General features: G+C 65.0%; 15 protein-coding genes. 3 read left to right on the top strand and 12 right to left on the bottom strand.

All coding sequences use genetic code 11. From position 1 onward, the window contains the following. The first annotated feature begins 111 nt into the window (after positions 1-111). The 3 genes from ACNFCH_RS16845 (at position 112) to feaR (ending at position 3,258) form a co-directional block, all read left to right on the top strand. Complete coding sequence (locus ACNFCH_RS16845; protein ID WP_416743156.1) at positions 112-1,611, top strand: APC family permease; 1,500 nt, start codon at positions 112-114, stop codon at positions 1,609-1,611. Then, the gene (locus tag ACNFCH_RS16850) at positions 1,592-2,176 is read left to right on the top strand and encodes a DUF3156 family protein (protein WP_416743157.1); all 585 of its coding nucleotides are present in this window, start codon (positions 1,592-1,594) and stop codon (positions 2,174-2,176) included. The genes ACNFCH_RS16845 and ACNFCH_RS16850 overlap by 20 nt, the downstream gene beginning before the upstream one ends. A gap of 116 nt (positions 2,177-2,292) precedes the next feature. Then, a complete protein-coding gene (gene feaR, locus ACNFCH_RS16855) occupies positions 2,293-3,258 on the top strand; it encodes a transcriptional regulator FeaR (protein WP_416743158.1) in 966 nt (321 codons plus the stop codon). 78 nt (positions 3,259-3,336) lie between these two features. Here feaR and ACNFCH_RS16860 read toward each other — a convergent pair whose 3' ends face one another. The 12 genes from ACNFCH_RS16860 to ACNFCH_RS16915 all read right to left on the bottom strand — a co-directional run bounded on the left by ACNFCH_RS16860 (position 3,337) and on the right by ACNFCH_RS16915 (position 15,034). After that, complete coding sequence (locus tag ACNFCH_RS16860) at positions 3,337-4,446, bottom strand: class II histone deacetylase (RefSeq protein ID WP_416743159.1); 1,110 nt, start codon at positions 4,444-4,446, stop codon at positions 3,337-3,339. Then, positions 4,443-5,612: an MFS transporter gene (locus tag ACNFCH_RS16865; protein WP_337159466.1), complete on the bottom strand. Its 1,170-nt coding sequence runs from the start codon at positions 5,610-5,612 to the stop codon at positions 4,443-4,445. The genes ACNFCH_RS16860 and ACNFCH_RS16865 overlap by 4 nt, the downstream gene beginning before the upstream one ends. 10 nt (positions 5,613-5,622) lie before the next feature. Beyond that, entirely contained in the window at positions 5,623-6,492 is an 870-nt protein-coding gene (locus ACNFCH_RS16870; protein ID WP_416743160.1) for a transporter, read from the bottom strand. Between the two features lie 96 nt (positions 6,493-6,588). Next, positions 6,589-7,572: a response regulator transcription factor gene (locus ACNFCH_RS16875; protein WP_416743161.1), complete on the bottom strand. Its 984-nt coding sequence runs from the start codon at positions 7,570-7,572 to the stop codon at positions 6,589-6,591. Positions 7,573-7,909: 337 nt separating this feature from the next. Continuing rightward, positions 7,910-8,275 (bottom strand): cupin domain-containing protein, encoded by a 366-nt coding sequence (locus ACNFCH_RS16880; RefSeq protein WP_416743162.1) that lies wholly within the window; start codon positions 8,273-8,275, stop codon positions 7,910-7,912. Positions 8,276-8,306: 31 nt separating this feature from the next. After that, positions 8,307-9,605 (bottom strand): NAD(P)/FAD-dependent oxidoreductase, encoded by a 1,299-nt coding sequence (locus tag ACNFCH_RS16885; RefSeq protein WP_416743163.1) that lies wholly within the window; start codon positions 9,603-9,605, stop codon positions 8,307-8,309. A 145-nt stretch (positions 9,606-9,750) separates the two neighbouring features. After that, positions 9,751-10,551, bottom strand: coding sequence for a 4-hydroxy-2-oxoheptanedioate aldolase (hpaI, locus tag ACNFCH_RS16890; protein ID WP_416743164.1), 801 nt, complete (start codon positions 10,549-10,551; stop codon positions 9,751-9,753). Between the two features lie 9 nt (positions 10,552-10,560). Continuing rightward, positions 10,561-11,364 carry a 2-oxo-hept-4-ene-1,7-dioate hydratase gene (gene hpaH, locus ACNFCH_RS16895; RefSeq protein ID WP_416743165.1) on the bottom strand — a complete coding sequence of 268 codons (804 nt, stop codon included), beginning with the start codon at positions 11,362-11,364 and terminating at the stop codon, positions 10,561-10,563. A gap of 7 nt (positions 11,365-11,371) precedes the next feature. Then, positions 11,372-11,779, bottom strand: a complete 408-nt coding sequence (locus tag ACNFCH_RS16900) for a 5-carboxymethyl-2-hydroxymuconate isomerase (RefSeq protein WP_337159459.1) — start codon at positions 11,777-11,779, stop codon at positions 11,372-11,374. Between the two features lie 11 nt (positions 11,780-11,790). Then, positions 11,791-12,714 carry a 3,4-dihydroxyphenylacetate 2,3-dioxygenase gene (gene hpaD / locus ACNFCH_RS16905; protein WP_416743166.1) on the bottom strand — a complete coding sequence of 308 codons (924 nt, stop codon included), beginning with the start codon at positions 12,712-12,714 and terminating at the stop codon, positions 11,791-11,793. A gap of 83 nt (positions 12,715-12,797) precedes the next feature. Continuing rightward, entirely contained in the window at positions 12,798-14,258 is a 1,461-nt protein-coding gene (gene hpaE, locus ACNFCH_RS16910) for a 5-carboxymethyl-2-hydroxymuconate semialdehyde dehydrogenase (protein WP_337159457.1), read from the bottom strand. 2 nt (positions 14,259-14,260) lie between these two features. Then, positions 14,261-15,034 (bottom strand): fumarylacetoacetate hydrolase family protein, encoded by a 774-nt coding sequence (locus tag ACNFCH_RS16915; protein WP_196164788.1) that lies wholly within the window; start codon positions 15,032-15,034, stop codon positions 14,261-14,263. Position 15,035 lies beyond the last annotated feature (1 nt).

A 15,035-nucleotide genomic window follows, 5' to 3' on the forward strand; every position in this document is an offset into this window, starting at 1 on the left:
ACCGGCGCCGGCCACTGGCGCACAGTGCCAAGGCAGGCTGGGCGATCGCGGGCACTTGCGATACGCCTGGCTTGCGGGCATTTTCTCCCTCGTCTAGCCAGGGCACTTCCCATGACAATCAACAATAAGCTCACTGAGCACCTCAACCGTGGCAGCATCGGTTTCCCAACCGCGTTGGCCAGTACCGTCGGCCTGATCATGGCCAGCCCGGTCATCCTCACCGCGACCATGGGCTTCGGCATCGGCGGCAGCGCCTTCGCCGTGGCCATGGTGATCGCTGCGCTGATGATGCTCGCGCAATCCACCACCTTCGCCGAGGCGGCGGCGATTCTGCCGACCACCGGCTCCGTCTACGACTACATCAACTGCGGCCTGGGGCGTTTCTTCGCCATCACCGGGACCCTGTCGGCCTACCTGATTGTGCATGTCTTCGCCGGTACCGCCGAGACCATCCTTTCGGGCGTGATGGCCCTGGTGAACTTCGAGCACCTGAACACCCTGGCCGAATCGGCGGGTGGTTCCTGGTTGCTGGGGGTGGGCTTCGTGGTGGTGTTCGGGGTGCTCAACGCATTCGGGGTGAGCGCCTTCGGCCGCGCCGAGGTGGTGCTGACCTTCGGCATGTGGACCACCCTGATGGTGTTCGGCGTACTTGGCCTGCTGGCCGCCCCAGCGGTGGAACTGGACGGGCCATTCGGCGTGTCGATGGTCGGTACCGACCTGGTCACGGTGCTGTCGCTGGTGGGCATGGCCATGTTCATGTTCGTTGGCTGCGAGTTCGTCACACCCCTGGCGCCTGAGCTGCGTCGTTCGGCCTGGGTGATGCCCAAGGCCATGGCCCTGGGCCTGTTCGGTGTGGCCAGTTGCATGTTCATCTATGGCGCGGCGATGAAGCGCCAGGTGGAGAACGTGGTGCTCGACGCCGCCAGTGGCCTGCACTTGCTCGATACGCCCATGGCGATTCCGCGCTTCGCTGAGCAGGTGATGGGCGACATCGGCCCCATCTGGCTGGGCATCGGCTTCCTGTTTGCTGGCGCCGCCACCATCAACACCCTGATGGCCGGCGTGCCGCGTATCCTCTATGGCATGGCCGTGGATGGCGCGCTGCCCAAGGTCTTCACCTACCTGCACCCGCGCTTCAAGACACCATTGGTGTGCATCCTGGTGGTAGCGCTCATCCCGTGCCTGCACGCTTGGTATCTGGGTGGCAACACCGACAACATCCTGCACCTGGTACTGGCCGCCGTTTGTGCCTGGAGCACCGCCTACCTGCTGGTGACCCTGTCGGTCGTGATCCTGCGTATCCGCAGGCCCGACTTGCCGCGGGCCTATCGCTCGCCACTGTTCCCACTGCCACAGATCGTCTCGAGCATCGGTATCGTGCTGGGCATGTGGTTCATCACCCCGCCAGGCATGGATCCGGCCGATGTCTACGTACCCTTCGCGGTGATGCTGGGCGGCACTGCGGCCTACGCGCTGTTCTGGACCCTGTGCGTGCAGAAGGTCAACCCGTTCAAGCCGGCGCGGGTCGAGGATGTACTGGAGAAAGAGTTCAACGCCGAGCCCGGTCATACCCCATCCCAACAGGTGCGCCATGTCAGCGAGTTGGCTTGAACGCCTCACCGGCCCGCGTGCGCCGGCCGGCTACCGACCCGGGGTGACCCTGGGCCATCTGCAGCGCAACCTGGGCCTGGATGACTTCATGTGCCTGGAGCCCGGCCTGGCGCAGTTGACCTACCGCAAGGATGGCCCTGCTGTAGCGGTCAGCGAACGTACCGAAAGCCACCTGCTGATGCACCTGGTGATGTGCGAGTTCAGCCTGCGTGTGCCGGCCAGGCAACCGGGAGCGCTGTGCCTGGAAGTGCGGCACAGCGGCGTGGTGCGGCGGACCGGCCTGGTGTGCCGGCTACGCGAAGGGGATCGGGCACGCTTCGACACCTTCCAGCGCCGCCTCAACACCGACGAAGCACTGCGCTCGGCGCTGATGCCGCTGGACTTCAAGCGCCTGCTGCTGGAGTGTCGCAACGGCCAGTGGCACGTCACCCTCGAGCACATGGGCGGCAGTGAAGTGGTCAACCGCATGCCTGCGTTCCGGCGCTACATCCCCCTTGGCGTCGATCAGCGCAGCTACCTCTGGCGGGCCTTCGACGCTCTGGAGCAGGCCTTGCGCGACAGCTGAGGGCTGCTGCGCTCGGCAACCATTCCTCTACACGTGAACGATGACAGTTGTGCGCTCATTGATAACATGTTAACAATTGGCGCATAACTACAAATGCTTCGCGTGTGGAGGTCTCCATGCCCAATGCTCAAACCACCCCTGGACTCAGCAACGACGGACTGGATCGTTGGACCACGGCCATGCAACAGGTCTGTGGCCGCTTCGAGACGGAGCTTGCGTTCAATCGCTCGCTGTTCATCGGCGAGATCTCGACCTGTTCCCGCGCTGGCCTGCCCTTGGCCAACCTGCGCACCAACGCTGGCAACATCCGCCGCCTGGGCGATAACGCCGACTGCGATGACGATCAGCATTGCTTTTTGGTCAGCCAGCGTACCGGGTACTCCCAGGTGACCCAGGATGGCGTCAGCATCCAGCTCGCGCCAGGCGAGCTGCTGCTGATGGATTCGGTGGGACCGTGTGAAATCACGCCGTTCGGGTTGATCGAGCACGTCTCCTTGTCGTTGTCCCGAGAGCAGGTGCGCCGTCACCTGCAAGGCCAGGACGCATTGTTCGGCAAGATCTCCTCGACCAACGCCTGTGGACGCATGCTGCACCTGTTGATGGACCAGTTGTGCCGCGAAGGCGACGAGGGGGCCGTGCCCAGTACCCAGGGTGATGCCTTGCAAGCGGCATTCATTGCATTGCTCGAGCCGGGTTTCGAGCGCAACGTGGACGGGCCATGCGACCTGGCGGGCCTGAGCGGCGCCAACCTTCGCAGCTATGTGCAGAAGGTCATCGACGAGTCCCTTGGCGAGCCAGGGCTTACGCCATCGAGCCTTGCCAGCCGCCTGAGCATCTCGGTGCGCCACCTGTACCGATTGTTCGAAGAAGAGGGCGACAGCGTCTGCCGCTACATTCAGCGCTCACGCTTGCGGCGCAGCGCCGATGACCTGTCCAACCCGTTCCTCAGGAGCGAATCGATCACCTCGATCGCCTACAAATGGGGGTTCACTGACTCGGCGCACTTCAGCCGTTCGTTCAAGAAACAGTTCGAGCAGTCGCCCAAGGATTACCGCGCCATGGCCCTGTTCTGCGGTCGGTAGAGGACCGCTCGCACAGGGATCGTGCACGTCGAACCTTGCTTGCGCCGCGAAAGGGCTGCCTGGCAGCCCCAACGTTCTTCAGCGCAAACGCCCGGCCAAAGCCTCCACATACTCCGCCAGGAACCGTCCATGGGCCGCTCCAGGCTGCTGCGACTGGATGAACCCCAGCATCGGGTCTTGTACCGCCGTGCGCACGCCCACCAGTTCCTCGATCGCCGCCAGTCCACAGAACGGCACATAGGCTTCCGAATACCCCCCTTCATGCACCAGCACCAGGCGCCCGGCGCAGTGCCGTTCGGCCGCCTCGCGCAGCAAGGCAGTCATCGCACGGAACGAATCACTGTGCAGCAGCATGCGGGCCAACGGGTCTACCGCGTTGGCATCGTAGCCGCAGGCGACCACGATCAGCTCGGGGGCGAAACGCTCCAGTGCCGGCAGCACGATCTGTCGCATCGCTTGCAGATAGGCATCGTGACCGCTGCCGGCCGGTAGCGGAATGTTCAGGTTGAAGCCTTCGCCTGCTGCCTGGCCGCAGTCCTCGGCGCCACTGTAGCCTGGCGGGTAGCAGTGCTCCTGGTGCAGCGAAATGGTCAGCACATCGCTGCGTGTTTCGTAGATCGACTGGGTGCCGTTGCCGTGATGCACGTCCCAGTCGATCACCGCCACCTTGCCCAGACCATGCCGTGCCTTGGCCGCTTCGATGGCGATGGGAATGTTGGCCAAAAAGCAAAAGCCCATGGCCTGATCGGCCAGGCAGTGGTGCCCAGGCGGGCGCGACAGCGAGTAGGCATTGTCGGCCTCACCCCGTAGCACGGCGTCCACTGCAGCGATGGCAAGGCCTGCCGAGCGCTTGGCGATTTCATAGCTGCCGGGGCCGACCGGGGCCTGCGGCCCCAGCTCGCCACCGCCGGCATCGCTCAGTGCCTTGAAGCGTTGCAGGTAGGCCTGCGGGTGAACCCGCAACAGGTCCGCTTCGTCGGCGGCCGGCGCGCTTTGTTGGAGCAGGGACTGGCTCAGGCCGGAGACATCCAGCAGGTTCTTCAGGCGGCGCTTGGTTTCCGGCGATTCGGCGAAGCCAGCTGCGGCAGGCGGTTGCACCCAGCCGCCAACCGGCAGGGTCAAGGCATGCATGCCGGCGCTGTGCCAGAAACACAGCTCATCGAAGAAGAACGCGGTACGACGGGTCATGGGTGTACTCCAGTGGTGACGAGAAAGCGGGAACGGCGGGTGATCATCAGGGCGATGAAGGCCAGTAACAGGCAGCAGGCGCTACCGATCAGGACGCTGCGCATGCCCAGACCCGCCTCCAGCACTGGGCCGGCGATGGCCGGGCCCAGGGCCAGGCCACCGCCGATGACCAGGTTGACGCTGTTCATCAGCCGGCCATGCCGGTCGAGGTCGGCCAGGCAGGCCAGGATGAAGGGCAGCACGAAAGTCCAGCAGAACTTGAACAACAGGGCAGCGCCGGCGAAACGCAACAGGCTCGGGGTGTCCAGCAGCAAGCACAGGGCAGTGCTCATCAGCCCAAGGCCCAGCCCCAACAGCACGTTGCGCGGCCAGCGCGGACCGATCAGCGTGGCGCACAGGGCGCCGGCGATACCGAGCAGGGTGGCGATCGACAGGATCCGGCCACTGTCGGCAGGTTCGATGGCCGAAGTGGCGGCGACACTGCCGATGAATGTCCACACCGCACTGAGGCCGGCGTAGAACACCAGGACCGCGAACAGCCCGCACAGACCGGGCAGCCAACCTTGGCCGAGGGGTTGGGTCGACGCATGCCGGGTGGTGCCTGCAGGGCTAGCACTGAACGCGCCGGCCAGCGGCAGACACAGCAGCATCAGCATGGCCAGCCCGAGGTAAAGAGCTTTGAGCCCGAAATTGGCGAACAAGGGCGGGAGCACCCACAGCCCTACCGCGCCGAGCATCAATTGCCCGCCGACCCACAGCCCGTAGACGCGGTCTGCCTGTGGGCTTTGCGCCGCACTGGCGATGCACACCACCATCAGGCTGCCGCCGGCCAGGGCGCTCAGGGCGCGCAAGGCCATCAGCGTGGCGTACTGGTCGGTGCAGGCGCTCGCCAGGTTGGCGCCGATGAACAGCAAGGCGGCGCCGCGGGCCACCTGGCGCCAGTCCCAACGCGATTGCCAGTAGTAGGCGGGCAGCGTGGCCAGGCTCATGGCGGCCAGCTCAACGGAAAACAACTGGCCGATCCGTGCCGGGCCCAGGCCAAGTTGCGCGGCGTATTGGGTGGCGACGGCAGGTGCGGTCATCAGCACGCTGGGCACCACGGCGGCAAACAGTACGATGGCCAGCAGGCGCAAGGGGGCGAGGCCGATTGCAGAAAACAGGGTCATGGCGCATTCCTCAGAAGACGTGGACGAAACGCAGCAGCAGGTTGTCCTGCGCGTAGGCGTTGTCGGTCGATACGTTGCGGGTCAGGCCCAGCAGCACCTGGTTGCGTGAGTCGAGCCAATGGCCGAGTTCGAAACCGGCCTGGGTGTAGCGCTGATGGGTGTCGTCCAGACGCCGGCCGTCGAGTTCCAGCTCGCCGCCATCGGCATGGATCAGGCGCAGGGCGCCGTAGGTGGTGGGGGAGAAGTCGTAAGAGGCGAATGCCTGCAGGCGGTACAGCGGTTTCTGCTGCAGATCGGCGCCGAGATAGTCGTCGTTCTTGTCGTACAGCTGGGCTTCAAGGTTGCCCTCGAGCAGCCAGCGCTCGCCGACGCCTTGGGTGTAGTTGTAGTTCAGGTGCAGTGCCCAGCGGTTGGCTCCGGGTGACACGCCTGGATTCTGGCTGTGATACTCGCCCACCGGCACGCTGAGCAGGGCCAGCAGACCGCTGTAGGTACGGGACTGCGGGTCGTTTATGAAAAACAACGTGCCGCCGACCTGCGGGTCGCCCACGCCGCGCTCGCGCTGATGTTCGCTGGCGCCGGGCAGGCGCGCTTCGGTGTCCACGTAGGGCACGATGAACTGGGGCGTGCAGAGGGTGCCGCAGATGTCGCTGAACCACAGCTGGCGGTAGGCGAAGGCGTTGACCGAGAGGTCCGCCTTGCCGCTGTCGTCACCCGCCCCGTGATAGTCGCCGGAGCGGGTCAGCGGCAGGTAGGCAACCCCCAGGCTGGTCCCCACCGGCGCTGTGACGAAGTCGCGGGCGTTGAGGTCTGCGGCCTGGGTGTCTGGCCAGGCTAGGGCCAGGGGAAGCAGTAGCGCGTAGGTACGGCGGTGATGCATGGGGCTGTTCCTTTGTTGTTGTGATAGGTGAACGGCAGGCAAAGCATCCCCATACCCGCCATGGGGCATGGCGGGGCGAGGTGGATCAGGGCAGGGTCAGCTGGGTGGGTGGTGGAGCCGTTGGGTGATACCGGCTTTGCTGTTGACGCCCAGCTTGGTGTAGATGCTGCGGATGTGGTGACGCACGGTGTTGGGGGCGACGCCGAGCTGGCGGGCGATTTCTTTGTAGGTGTCGCCGGCGCCGAAGCGCTCGGCCACATCGGCTTCGCGGGCACTGAGCAGGCTCAGGACCGAACGGGGGCGAGCGGTCAGCAGGAACAGATCGCCCACGGCGGTGGAGTCCAGTTGCAACTGGCGGCCGCGGTAGCTGTCCGGGCTGATCTGCTCAGGCAGGTGCGGGCCGCTCCAGTCCGGCCACTCCAGCAGCAGGCGCTCGACGAAGCCGCGCTCGGCGCAGTGCAGTGTGCCCTGGCGGTCGCACACGGCCAGGGCCAAGGTGTTGGCACCGTCGAGTGCCTCGCGCAACGCGACCAGGGCGCGAATCTGGTTGGCGCCCTCGGCGGCCACCAGATGCGGCATCAGATGATCCAGCAGAAAACACTCATGAGCGGTGAACGCAGTGGCGCCCATGGCCCGGTAGAGCGTCAGGTGCACGCTGAGTTGGGTCTGCGGGTCGATGTGGATGATGCACAGGAATTCGCCGAACCCGTGCTTGGCACCCAGCCAGCGCAGGCCGGCAGGCGTTTCCCTGGCTTGGCTGTCGACGATCACCGCGCGTCCCGGGCAGGCGTGGACCAGGCCGACGGTGGGGTCTTGGTCACGGATCGACTGCCAGTCCTGCAAGTATTCAGGCGGCAGGCCGAAGACATGGCTGCTGTGCTCATCGGGCAACCCATCGATCAGCGCGGCGCGGCCCCACCAGGCCGTGTCGAACGGGATCAGCGCCCGGACCCGATGCAGGATCTGATCATGAAAACGCGACAACGGCTGCTCCTGGGCCAGGCGCTGCACTTCCAGCACCAGAGCGTTGAACAGCGTGAAACCGGGGGAGGCGAGAAAATCGGCATTGGAGCTGCACATAGGCGGTACCTGGCTGAGACGTTCTTGTTGTTGTCAGGGCCTGTGAACAAGTATCGCCAGCTCGGCAGGTGAGGACCATCCTGCAGATGCAGGATGCAGTGGTTCGGTGCATGGCGCTGTGGCACACGAAACTGTGGATGCGGGTTTTGTGTAGCGCTCACACACCGCATCTGTAGGCGCTGGCGAAGCCTGCGATGGGCTGCAACGCTGCCCTATTTCCGAGGGTGGGGCTGAGCGGTGTTGCTGGGCGTGCACGGTCCTTGTGGGAGCGGGTTTACCCGCGAATACGTCGGTGCGCACGCCGACGTTTACGCGGGTAAATCCACAAGGGTAGGGGTCAGGCCACTGCCAGGTAGTGCTTGACGAAGGTCTCGCTGAGCACTTCCCAAAGCACGGGGGTGCCCTTGGTGACGAACCACGCATCGCCCGCTTTGTAGCGGGTGACCTGGCCGCTGGATTCGTCAGTGAGCTGGATCTCGCCGGTGACGATCACTGCCTGCTCGCTGAACGGATAGACCATGCGGAACTTGCCGCGGGTGGTGCCGAAGTAAGCACTGCTGACCGGGTCGGTCGGGGCGCCGTAGGTCATCTTGCCGTAGCACTTGACCTCGCCTTCGAGAATGGTCGAGCCCAGGTCGGCAACGGTGCCCCAGGCGTCGAGTTCGGACAATTGCACGCCCTGGCGGACAGCGGTAAGGGTCATGAGAGGATCTCCAGTGGTTGAGAGTCAGTGATCAACGACGGCCGTTGAAGAAGCCCGACAGCTGATGCACGGTCTTGCCGGCAGTCAGCAGCAGTGGGCGGATATGGTCCTTGCCGAGGATCCGCGCGTGCTTGACCGAGCTGATCAGGTCGTAGCGCGAGGAACCTTCGTGCATGCCTTCGGCGAGGATCTTGCAAATGATGTGGCTGGGGGTGACGCCGAAGCCCGAATAGCCCTGCACGTAGAAGGCATTGGGACGGTTGCTCAAGGTGCCGATCTGCGGGAACAGGTTGGCACTGGTGGCCATCGGGCCGCCCCAGGCCAGGTCGATGCGCACGTCCTTGAGGTACGGGAAGATCTTGAGCATAAGATTGCGGTTCCAGGCTTTGAGGTCCTGGGGGATGTGCTCGACGAAGGGCGTGGCGGCGCCGAACAACAAGCGGTTCTCACGGGTCACGCGGTAGTAGTCGATCACCGGGCGGATATCGCTGTAGGCGCCGCGGATCGGGCTGATGCGCTGGATGAGCTCATCCGACAACGGCTCGGTCATCATCTGGAAGGCATAGGTGTTGATGGTCTTGGCATGCAGCTCAGGCTCGAGCTTGTTGAGGAAGCTGTCGCAGGCCCATAGCAACTTGCTGGCCTTGACCGAGCCACGGCCGGTGCGCACGGTGATGCGCTCGCCGTACTGCACTTCCAGTGCCGGGCTGTGTTCGAAGATACGCGCGCCATGGCCGACCAGCGCCTTAGCTTCGCCGAGCAGCAGGTTGAGCGAATGCACGTGACCGCCACCCATGTGCAGCAGGGCGCTGCTGTAGGCGTCCGAGCCGATGATCTGCTTGACCTCCGAGCCGCCCAGGAAGCGGATCTCGTCCTTCTGGTTGATGGCCTTGAAGTCTTTTTCCCAGGCGCGCAGGGTCTTTTCCTGACGGGCATTGAAGCCCATGTAGCCATAACCGTGGCAGAAGTCGGCATCGATGGCGTAACGGGCGATGCGCTCCTTGATGATGCCGGCGCCCAGCTCGCTGATCTCGAAGATCTCGCGCAGGCCTTGCTCGCCGACGCTGGCCTTGATCTTCTCAAGATCGTGGCCGATGCCGGCCATGATCTGCCCGCCGTTGCGTCCGGTACCGCCGAAGCCCAGATAGCGGGCTTCGAGTACCACGATGTTGGTGATGCCTTTTTCCGCGAGCTCCAGGGCCGTGTTGATGCCGGAGAAACCGCCACCGATCACCACCACGTCGGCGTCGATGTCGCTTTCCAGGGTCGGGAAGCTGAGGTTGTATTTCTTGGTGGCCGTGTAATAGGTCGGCGTTTCGATGTTGATCATGGCGCAGCCTGGACAGTTGGAATTATTGGTGTGGGCTTGCTTGAGCCGTTGCGCGATATACGTATTGAGCGCCTAACGCCCGGTAGGTGTCTTGCCTGTGGCTGCCGCGCTTTTGACGCTGGCTGCCGGGGGCTGGTAGCGGGGTTCAATAGACCCCGCCGGGTGCGGGGCTGGCAGCCCCTTCCTTGAACGAGCCCATCAGCGCCTGCAAGCCGCGCATCAGGACGGTGGTGTCCACGCCGACGGCCACGAAGGCGGCGCCCAGCTCGATGTAGCGACGGGCCAGCGTCTGGTCGGCGCTGAGAATCCCCGCGGCCTTGCCGGCGCCGCGAATCCGCACGATGGCGTCCTCGATCGCGGCCTGCACCTCGGGGTGCCCGGGGTTGCCGCGATGGCCCATGGCCGCGCTGAGGTCGGCCGGGCCGATGAATACACCGTCGACACCTTCCACCGCGCAAATCGCATCCAGGTTGGCCAGGCCTTCGCGGTTCTCGATCTGTACCAGCAGGCACATCTGGGCGTCGGCGTGGTCGAGGTAGCCGGGAATCGTGTTCCAGCGCGAGGCCCGCGCCAGGGCGCTGCCCACACCGCGCACGCCGCTCGGTGGATAGCGCATGGCGCGCACCAGCGCTTGGGCCTGATCGGCACTTTCGACCATGGGCACCAGCAACGTCTGGGCGCCGATGTCCAGCACCTGCTTGATCAGCGCAGTGTCGCCGATCACCGGGCGGATCACCGCTTGGCTGGGGTAGGGGGCGATGGCCTGCAACTGGCCAAGCAAGCTGCGCAGGTCATTGGGCGCGTGCTCGCCGTCGATCAGCAGCCAGTCGAAGCCGGCATTGGCCGCCAGCTCCGCGCAATACGGGTCAGCCAGCCCCAGCCACAGGCCGATCTGCGTTTCGCCGCGTTGCAGGCGCTGCTTGAAGGTGTTGATGGGCATGTCCATGGCAAATCCTCAGACGAAGCGGCAGGCAATGGCGCCGAGCTGGTCATAGTCGACATGGAAGGTATCGCCGGGGCGTGCGGCCACCGGGCGGGTGAAGGAGCCGCCGAGGATCACCTGGCCGGCTTCCAGCCCCACGTCGTAGGGCGCCAGCTTGTTGGCCAGCCAGGCCACGCCTTTGGCCGGGTGGTTGAGCACTGCGGCAGACACCCCGGACTCCTCGATCACGCCGTTGCGGTAGAGCACCGCCGGCACCTTGCGCAGGTCGATCTCGGTGGGGCGAACGGCGCGCCCGCCCATGACCACGCCTGCGTTGGCGGCGTTGTCGGAGATGGTGTCGAAGACCTTGCGGGTGGCGTTGGTCTGTGGGTCAACCTGCTGGATGCGCGCGTCGATGATCTCCAGCGCCGGGATCACCCACTCGGTGGCCTCCAGCACGTCGAACAGGGTCACGTTCGGTCCTTTGAGCGGCTTGCCGAGGATAAACGCCAGTTCCACCTCGACCCGGGGGACGATGAAACGGTCGAAGGGAATGTCGCTGCCTTCGTCGAAGAACATGTCGTCGAGCAACGCGCCGTAGTCCGGCTCGGTGATGTTCGATGACACCTGCATGGCGCGCGAGGTCAGGCCGATCTTGTGACCGACCAGCTTGCGCCCGTCGGCGATCTTGCGGGTGACCCAGGCGCGCTGGATGGCGTAGGCGTCTTCGATGGTGATGGCCGGATGTTCCAGGGAGAACTGGCCGATCTGTTCGCGTGAACGCTCGGCCTGGTCGAGGCGGGCGGCGGCGTGCTGAATGATGCTGGCGTCGAGCATGGAAACCTCAAGGCTTGGAAAACAAAGGGTGCAGGCTGCTGTGCTTGGCGTCGTAGACCTGGCCTGGGCTCTCGTCGATCTGCAGGGTCACGCCCACCGGGCGGCGTTCGAGCAGCGCGTCCAGATGGCCGCGCAGCACAGCCAGCAGGCTGTCGCCGACCTGCTGGTGCACCGCGCGGCTGCGTCCGGCCCCCATGCGCAGGTTGGCGTAGACAAAACCGTAGTTGCCCTGGCCGTCGGCGATCGCCGCATGGGCCGCGGGGTAGGCCAGCACGCGGGTACCCCCGGTGGGAAACACCGGGCGGCCCGTCTCATCACGCTGCTTGAGCATGCAGTCGGCCAGGGCGCGGCACAGGCCGCCCATGTCGGCATCGGCTTCGATGTCCGGGCTGTAGAGCAGGACCAGATGAGGCATGGCAGGGCTCCTTACAAGCGGCTGGCGGATATCACGCCAGCCGGGGTCGAGGCCTGGGCAGCCGGAATGGCGGAGCCGTCCTGGGGTGTGACTGGGAAGATGGCGTTGATTTGGCCGGTGCCCGAAGAGCCGAAGTAGGGCGTGACCACCTCGGCCTTGCCGTCGTACTGCGACCAACCCAGGGCGCCGAGCAGCATGGCGGTGTCGTGCATGAAGCCTTCGCCGTGGCCCTTGACCGCGTATTCCGGGAGCATGGCGCAGAAGTCGGCCCAGTCGCCGTCTTCCCACATGCGCACCACGCGGTGATCGAGCGTCTCCAGAAACGGGCTCCAGACCTTGGTGGCGAATTCCGGTGCCTGGCCGTTCTGGGCGAAGCGGTGGGACAACGAGCCGCTGGCCAGGAACGCCACGGTCCCGTCGTAATGCTCTTCGACCGCCTTGCGCATGGCCCAGCCGAGGCGGGCGCTGTCGTTGAGGTAGTGGGAGGTGCACAGCGCCGAGACCGAGACCACCTTGAAGTGCTGGTCGGCGTTCATGTAGCGCATGGGCACCAAGGTGCCGTACTCCGGCGCCAGGGTGGTGGCGTCGTGGGCCATGGTTTCCACGCCCAGGCGGTTGCAGGTTTCGGCCAACACCCGGCCCAGCGCCGGGTTGCCCGGGAAGGCATAGGGCATGTTGGCGATGAAGTGCGGCAACTCGTTACTGGTGTACAGCCCCTCGAAGTGAGGCGCGCAATTGATGTGGTAGTTGGCGTTGACCAGCCAGTGAGTGTCGAACACCACGATGGTGTCCACGCCCAGTTCGCGGCAGCGGCGGCTGATCTCCAGGTGGCCATCGATGGCCGACTGACGGAACCCTTGGCGCGGGCCAGGGAGTTCGGACAGGTACATGGACGGCACGTGGGTGATCTTGGCGGCCAGAGCGAGCTTGCCCATGGGAATCTCCGGTGAAGTGTTGTTGTTCTGTGTCCATGATGGGGTAGACCCGCTCCCACAGCACACTGTGAGAGCCGGCAGCGCTAGATGCCCCAGCGCGGAATGTGGTGGCTACCCATGGATATACACACGTTCTTGATCTCGGCGAACACCTCGAAGCTGTATTGGCCGCCTTCGCGCCCGGTCCCCGAGCCTTTCACGCCGCCGAACGGTTGGCGCAGGTCGCGCACGTTCTGGCTGTTGATGAACACCATGCCGGCCTCGATGCCCCGGGCCAGGCGATGGGCCTTGCCGATGTCCTGGGTCCAGATGTACGACGCCAGGCCGTACTCGGTGTCGTTGGCCAGGCGCAGCGCCTCGGCTTCGTCCTTGAAGGGGATCAGGCAGACCACCGGGCCGAAGATTTCCTCTTGGGCGATGCGCATGCGGTTGTCCACATCGGCGAACACCGTGGGTTGGATGAACTGCCCTTTGGCCAGGTGCGCCGGCAGGCCCGCCGGGCGCTCCAGGCCACCTGCGACCAGGCGTGCGCCTTCCTCGATACCGATGCGGATGTAGCCTGTGACCTTGTCGTAGTGCTGCTGGGTGATCATCGAGCCGACTTGAGTCTTCGGATCGGTCGGATCGCCGACGATCAGCCGCTTGGCACGAGCGGCGAACTGCGCCACGAACTGCGGGTACACGCTTTCCTGGATAAAGATACGGCTACCGGCGGTGCAGCGCTCGCCGTTGAGCGAAAAGATCGTGAACAGCGCAGCATCCAGGGCGCGCTCGATGTCGGCGTCCTCGAAGATCAGCACGGGCGACTTGCCGCCCAGCTCCATGGAGTACTTCTTGAGGCCCGCGCTCTGCATGATCTTCTTGCCAGTGGCGGTGCCGCCGGTGAAGGAGATCGCCCGTACATCCGGATGGCGGACCAGGGCATCACCGGCAGTGGCGCCGTAACCCTGGATCACGTTGAGCACGCCATTGGGGATGCCGGCTTCCACCGCCAGGCGGCCCAGTTCGCTGGCGGTCAGGGGCGAAAGCTCGCTCATCTTCAGTACCGCGGTGTTGCCCAGGGCCAGGCAAGGCGCGGTCTTCCAGGTGGCGGTCATGAATGGCACGTTCCAGGGCGACACCAGACCGCACACACCCACCGGCTGATACAGGGTGTAGTTGAGCATCTGGTCATCCACCGGGTAGGTGTGGCCGTCCATGCGGGTGCAGACCTCGGCGAAGAAGTCGAAGTTGTGCGAGGCCCGAGGAATCAGCACGTTCTTGGTCTGGTGGATCGGCAGGCCGGTGTCCAAGGTCTCCAGCTCGGCCAGCTTGGGCACGTTCTGGTCGATCAGCTCGCCCAGGCGGCGCATCAACCGCGCCCGCTCCTTGGCGGGGGTGTTGGCCCACTTGGGGAAGGCTTCCTTGGCCGCGGCCACGGCTTGGGCCACTTCCTCGGCGCCGCCGCTGGCCACTTCCCCGATGGCATCGCCAGTGGCCGGGTTGTAGTTGATGAAGGTGTCGCGGCTCTCGACTTCGCGGCCGTTGATCCAGTGCTTGATCATGCTCATGCCTCTTTTGCTTTCAGGGCGAAGAACTCGGCTTCGCTGACGATTCGGTTGACCAGACGGCCCACGCCTTGCACTTCCACCACCACTTCATCGCCTGGCACCACGTCGGCCAGGCCTTCCGGCGTGCCGGTAGCGATCATGTCGCCCGGCTGCAGGGTCATGAAGCTTGAGAAGTATTCGATCAGATAGGGGATGTCGAAGATCATGTCCGCGGTGGTGCCTTCCTGTTTCAGCTCTCCGTTGATCCAGGTGCGCAGCGTCAGGTTGGACGGGTCCGGCACATCGGCGGCGTCGACGATCCACGGGCCGACCGGGGTGGTGGCGTCGCGGTTTTTCACCCGCAGGTTGGGGCGGTAGTAGTTTTCCAGGTAGTCGCGGATGGCGTAGTCATTGCAGACCGTGTAGCCGGCCAGGTAGTCGAGGGCGTCCTCGCGCTTGACGTTGCGCGCCGGCTTGCCGATCACCGCCACCAGTTCGCACTCGTAGTGCATGTAGGCGACGTTGTCCGGGCGCCAGGTGACCTGGTTGTGGCCGGTGTAGGTGCCGGGAGACTTGATGAACGCCAGCGGCTCGGTGGGCGGAGTAAAGGCAAGCTCGGCGGCGTGGTCGGCGTAGTTCAGGCCCAGGGCGAACATGGTGCCGTTGGCCGGCGGCAGCCAGGTGACCTGGTCGGCGGCGACCAGGCGGCCATCGGCCAGACGCAGGTGCTGGTCATTCTCGACGGTGGCCGCGTGGACCTGGCCGTCGAACTGGATACGGGCGTGTTTCATG

The organism is Pseudomonas sp. NY15354 (assembly GCF_048068075.1).
Classification (GTDB): domain Bacteria; phylum Pseudomonadota; class Gammaproteobacteria; order Pseudomonadales; family Pseudomonadaceae; genus Aquipseudomonas; species Aquipseudomonas guariconensis_C.

Bases quoted from the DNA above. Each gene is read 5' to 3' on its own strand.
- ACNFCH_RS16850 (WP_416743157.1), top strand. From the start codon at position 1,592: ATGTCAGCGAGTTGGCTTGAACGCCTCACCGGCCCGCGTGCGCCGGCC.
- ACNFCH_RS16900 (WP_337159459.1), bottom strand. From the start codon at position 11,779: ATGCCTCATCTGGTCCTGCTCTACAGCCCGGACATCGAAGCCGATGCC.
- ACNFCH_RS16860 (WP_416743159.1), bottom strand. From the start codon at position 4,446: ATGACCCGTCGTACCGCGTTCTTCTTCGATGAGCTGTGTTTCTGGCAC.
- ACNFCH_RS16915 (WP_196164788.1), bottom strand. From the start codon at position 15,034: ATGAAACACGCCCGTATCCAGTTCGACGGCCAGGTCCACGCGGCCACC.
- ACNFCH_RS16885 (WP_416743163.1), bottom strand. From the start codon at position 9,605: ATGATCAACATCGAAACGCCGACCTATTACACGGCCACCAAGAAATAC.
- hpaE (WP_337159457.1), bottom strand. From the start codon at position 14,258: ATGATCAAGCACTGGATCAACGGCCGCGAAGTCGAGAGCCGCGACACC.
- hpaI (WP_416743164.1), bottom strand. From the start codon at position 10,551: ATGGACATGCCCATCAACACCTTCAAGCAGCGCCTGCAACGCGGCGAA.
- ACNFCH_RS16865 (WP_337159466.1), bottom strand. From the start codon at position 5,612: ATGACCCTGTTTTCTGCAATCGGCCTCGCCCCCTTGCGCCTGCTGGCC.
- ACNFCH_RS16880 (WP_416743162.1), bottom strand. From the start codon at position 8,275: ATGACCCTTACCGCTGTCCGCCAGGGCGTGCAATTGTCCGAACTCGAC.
- feaR (WP_416743158.1), top strand. From the start codon at position 2,293: ATGCCCAATGCTCAAACCACCCCTGGACTCAGCAACGACGGACTGGAT.
- ACNFCH_RS16845 (WP_416743156.1), top strand. From the start codon at position 112: ATGACAATCAACAATAAGCTCACTGAGCACCTCAACCGTGGCAGCATC.
- hpaH (WP_416743165.1), bottom strand. From the start codon at position 11,364: ATGCTCGACGCCAGCATCATTCAGCACGCCGCCGCCCGCCTCGACCAG.
- hpaD (WP_416743166.1), bottom strand. From the start codon at position 12,714: ATGGGCAAGCTCGCTCTGGCCGCCAAGATCACCCACGTGCCGTCCATG.
- ACNFCH_RS16875 (WP_416743161.1), bottom strand. From the start codon at position 7,572: ATGTGCAGCTCCAATGCCGATTTTCTCGCCTCCCCCGGTTTCACGCTG.
- ACNFCH_RS16870 (WP_416743160.1), bottom strand. From the start codon at position 6,492: ATGCATCACCGCCGTACCTACGCGCTACTGCTTCCCCTGGCCCTAGCC.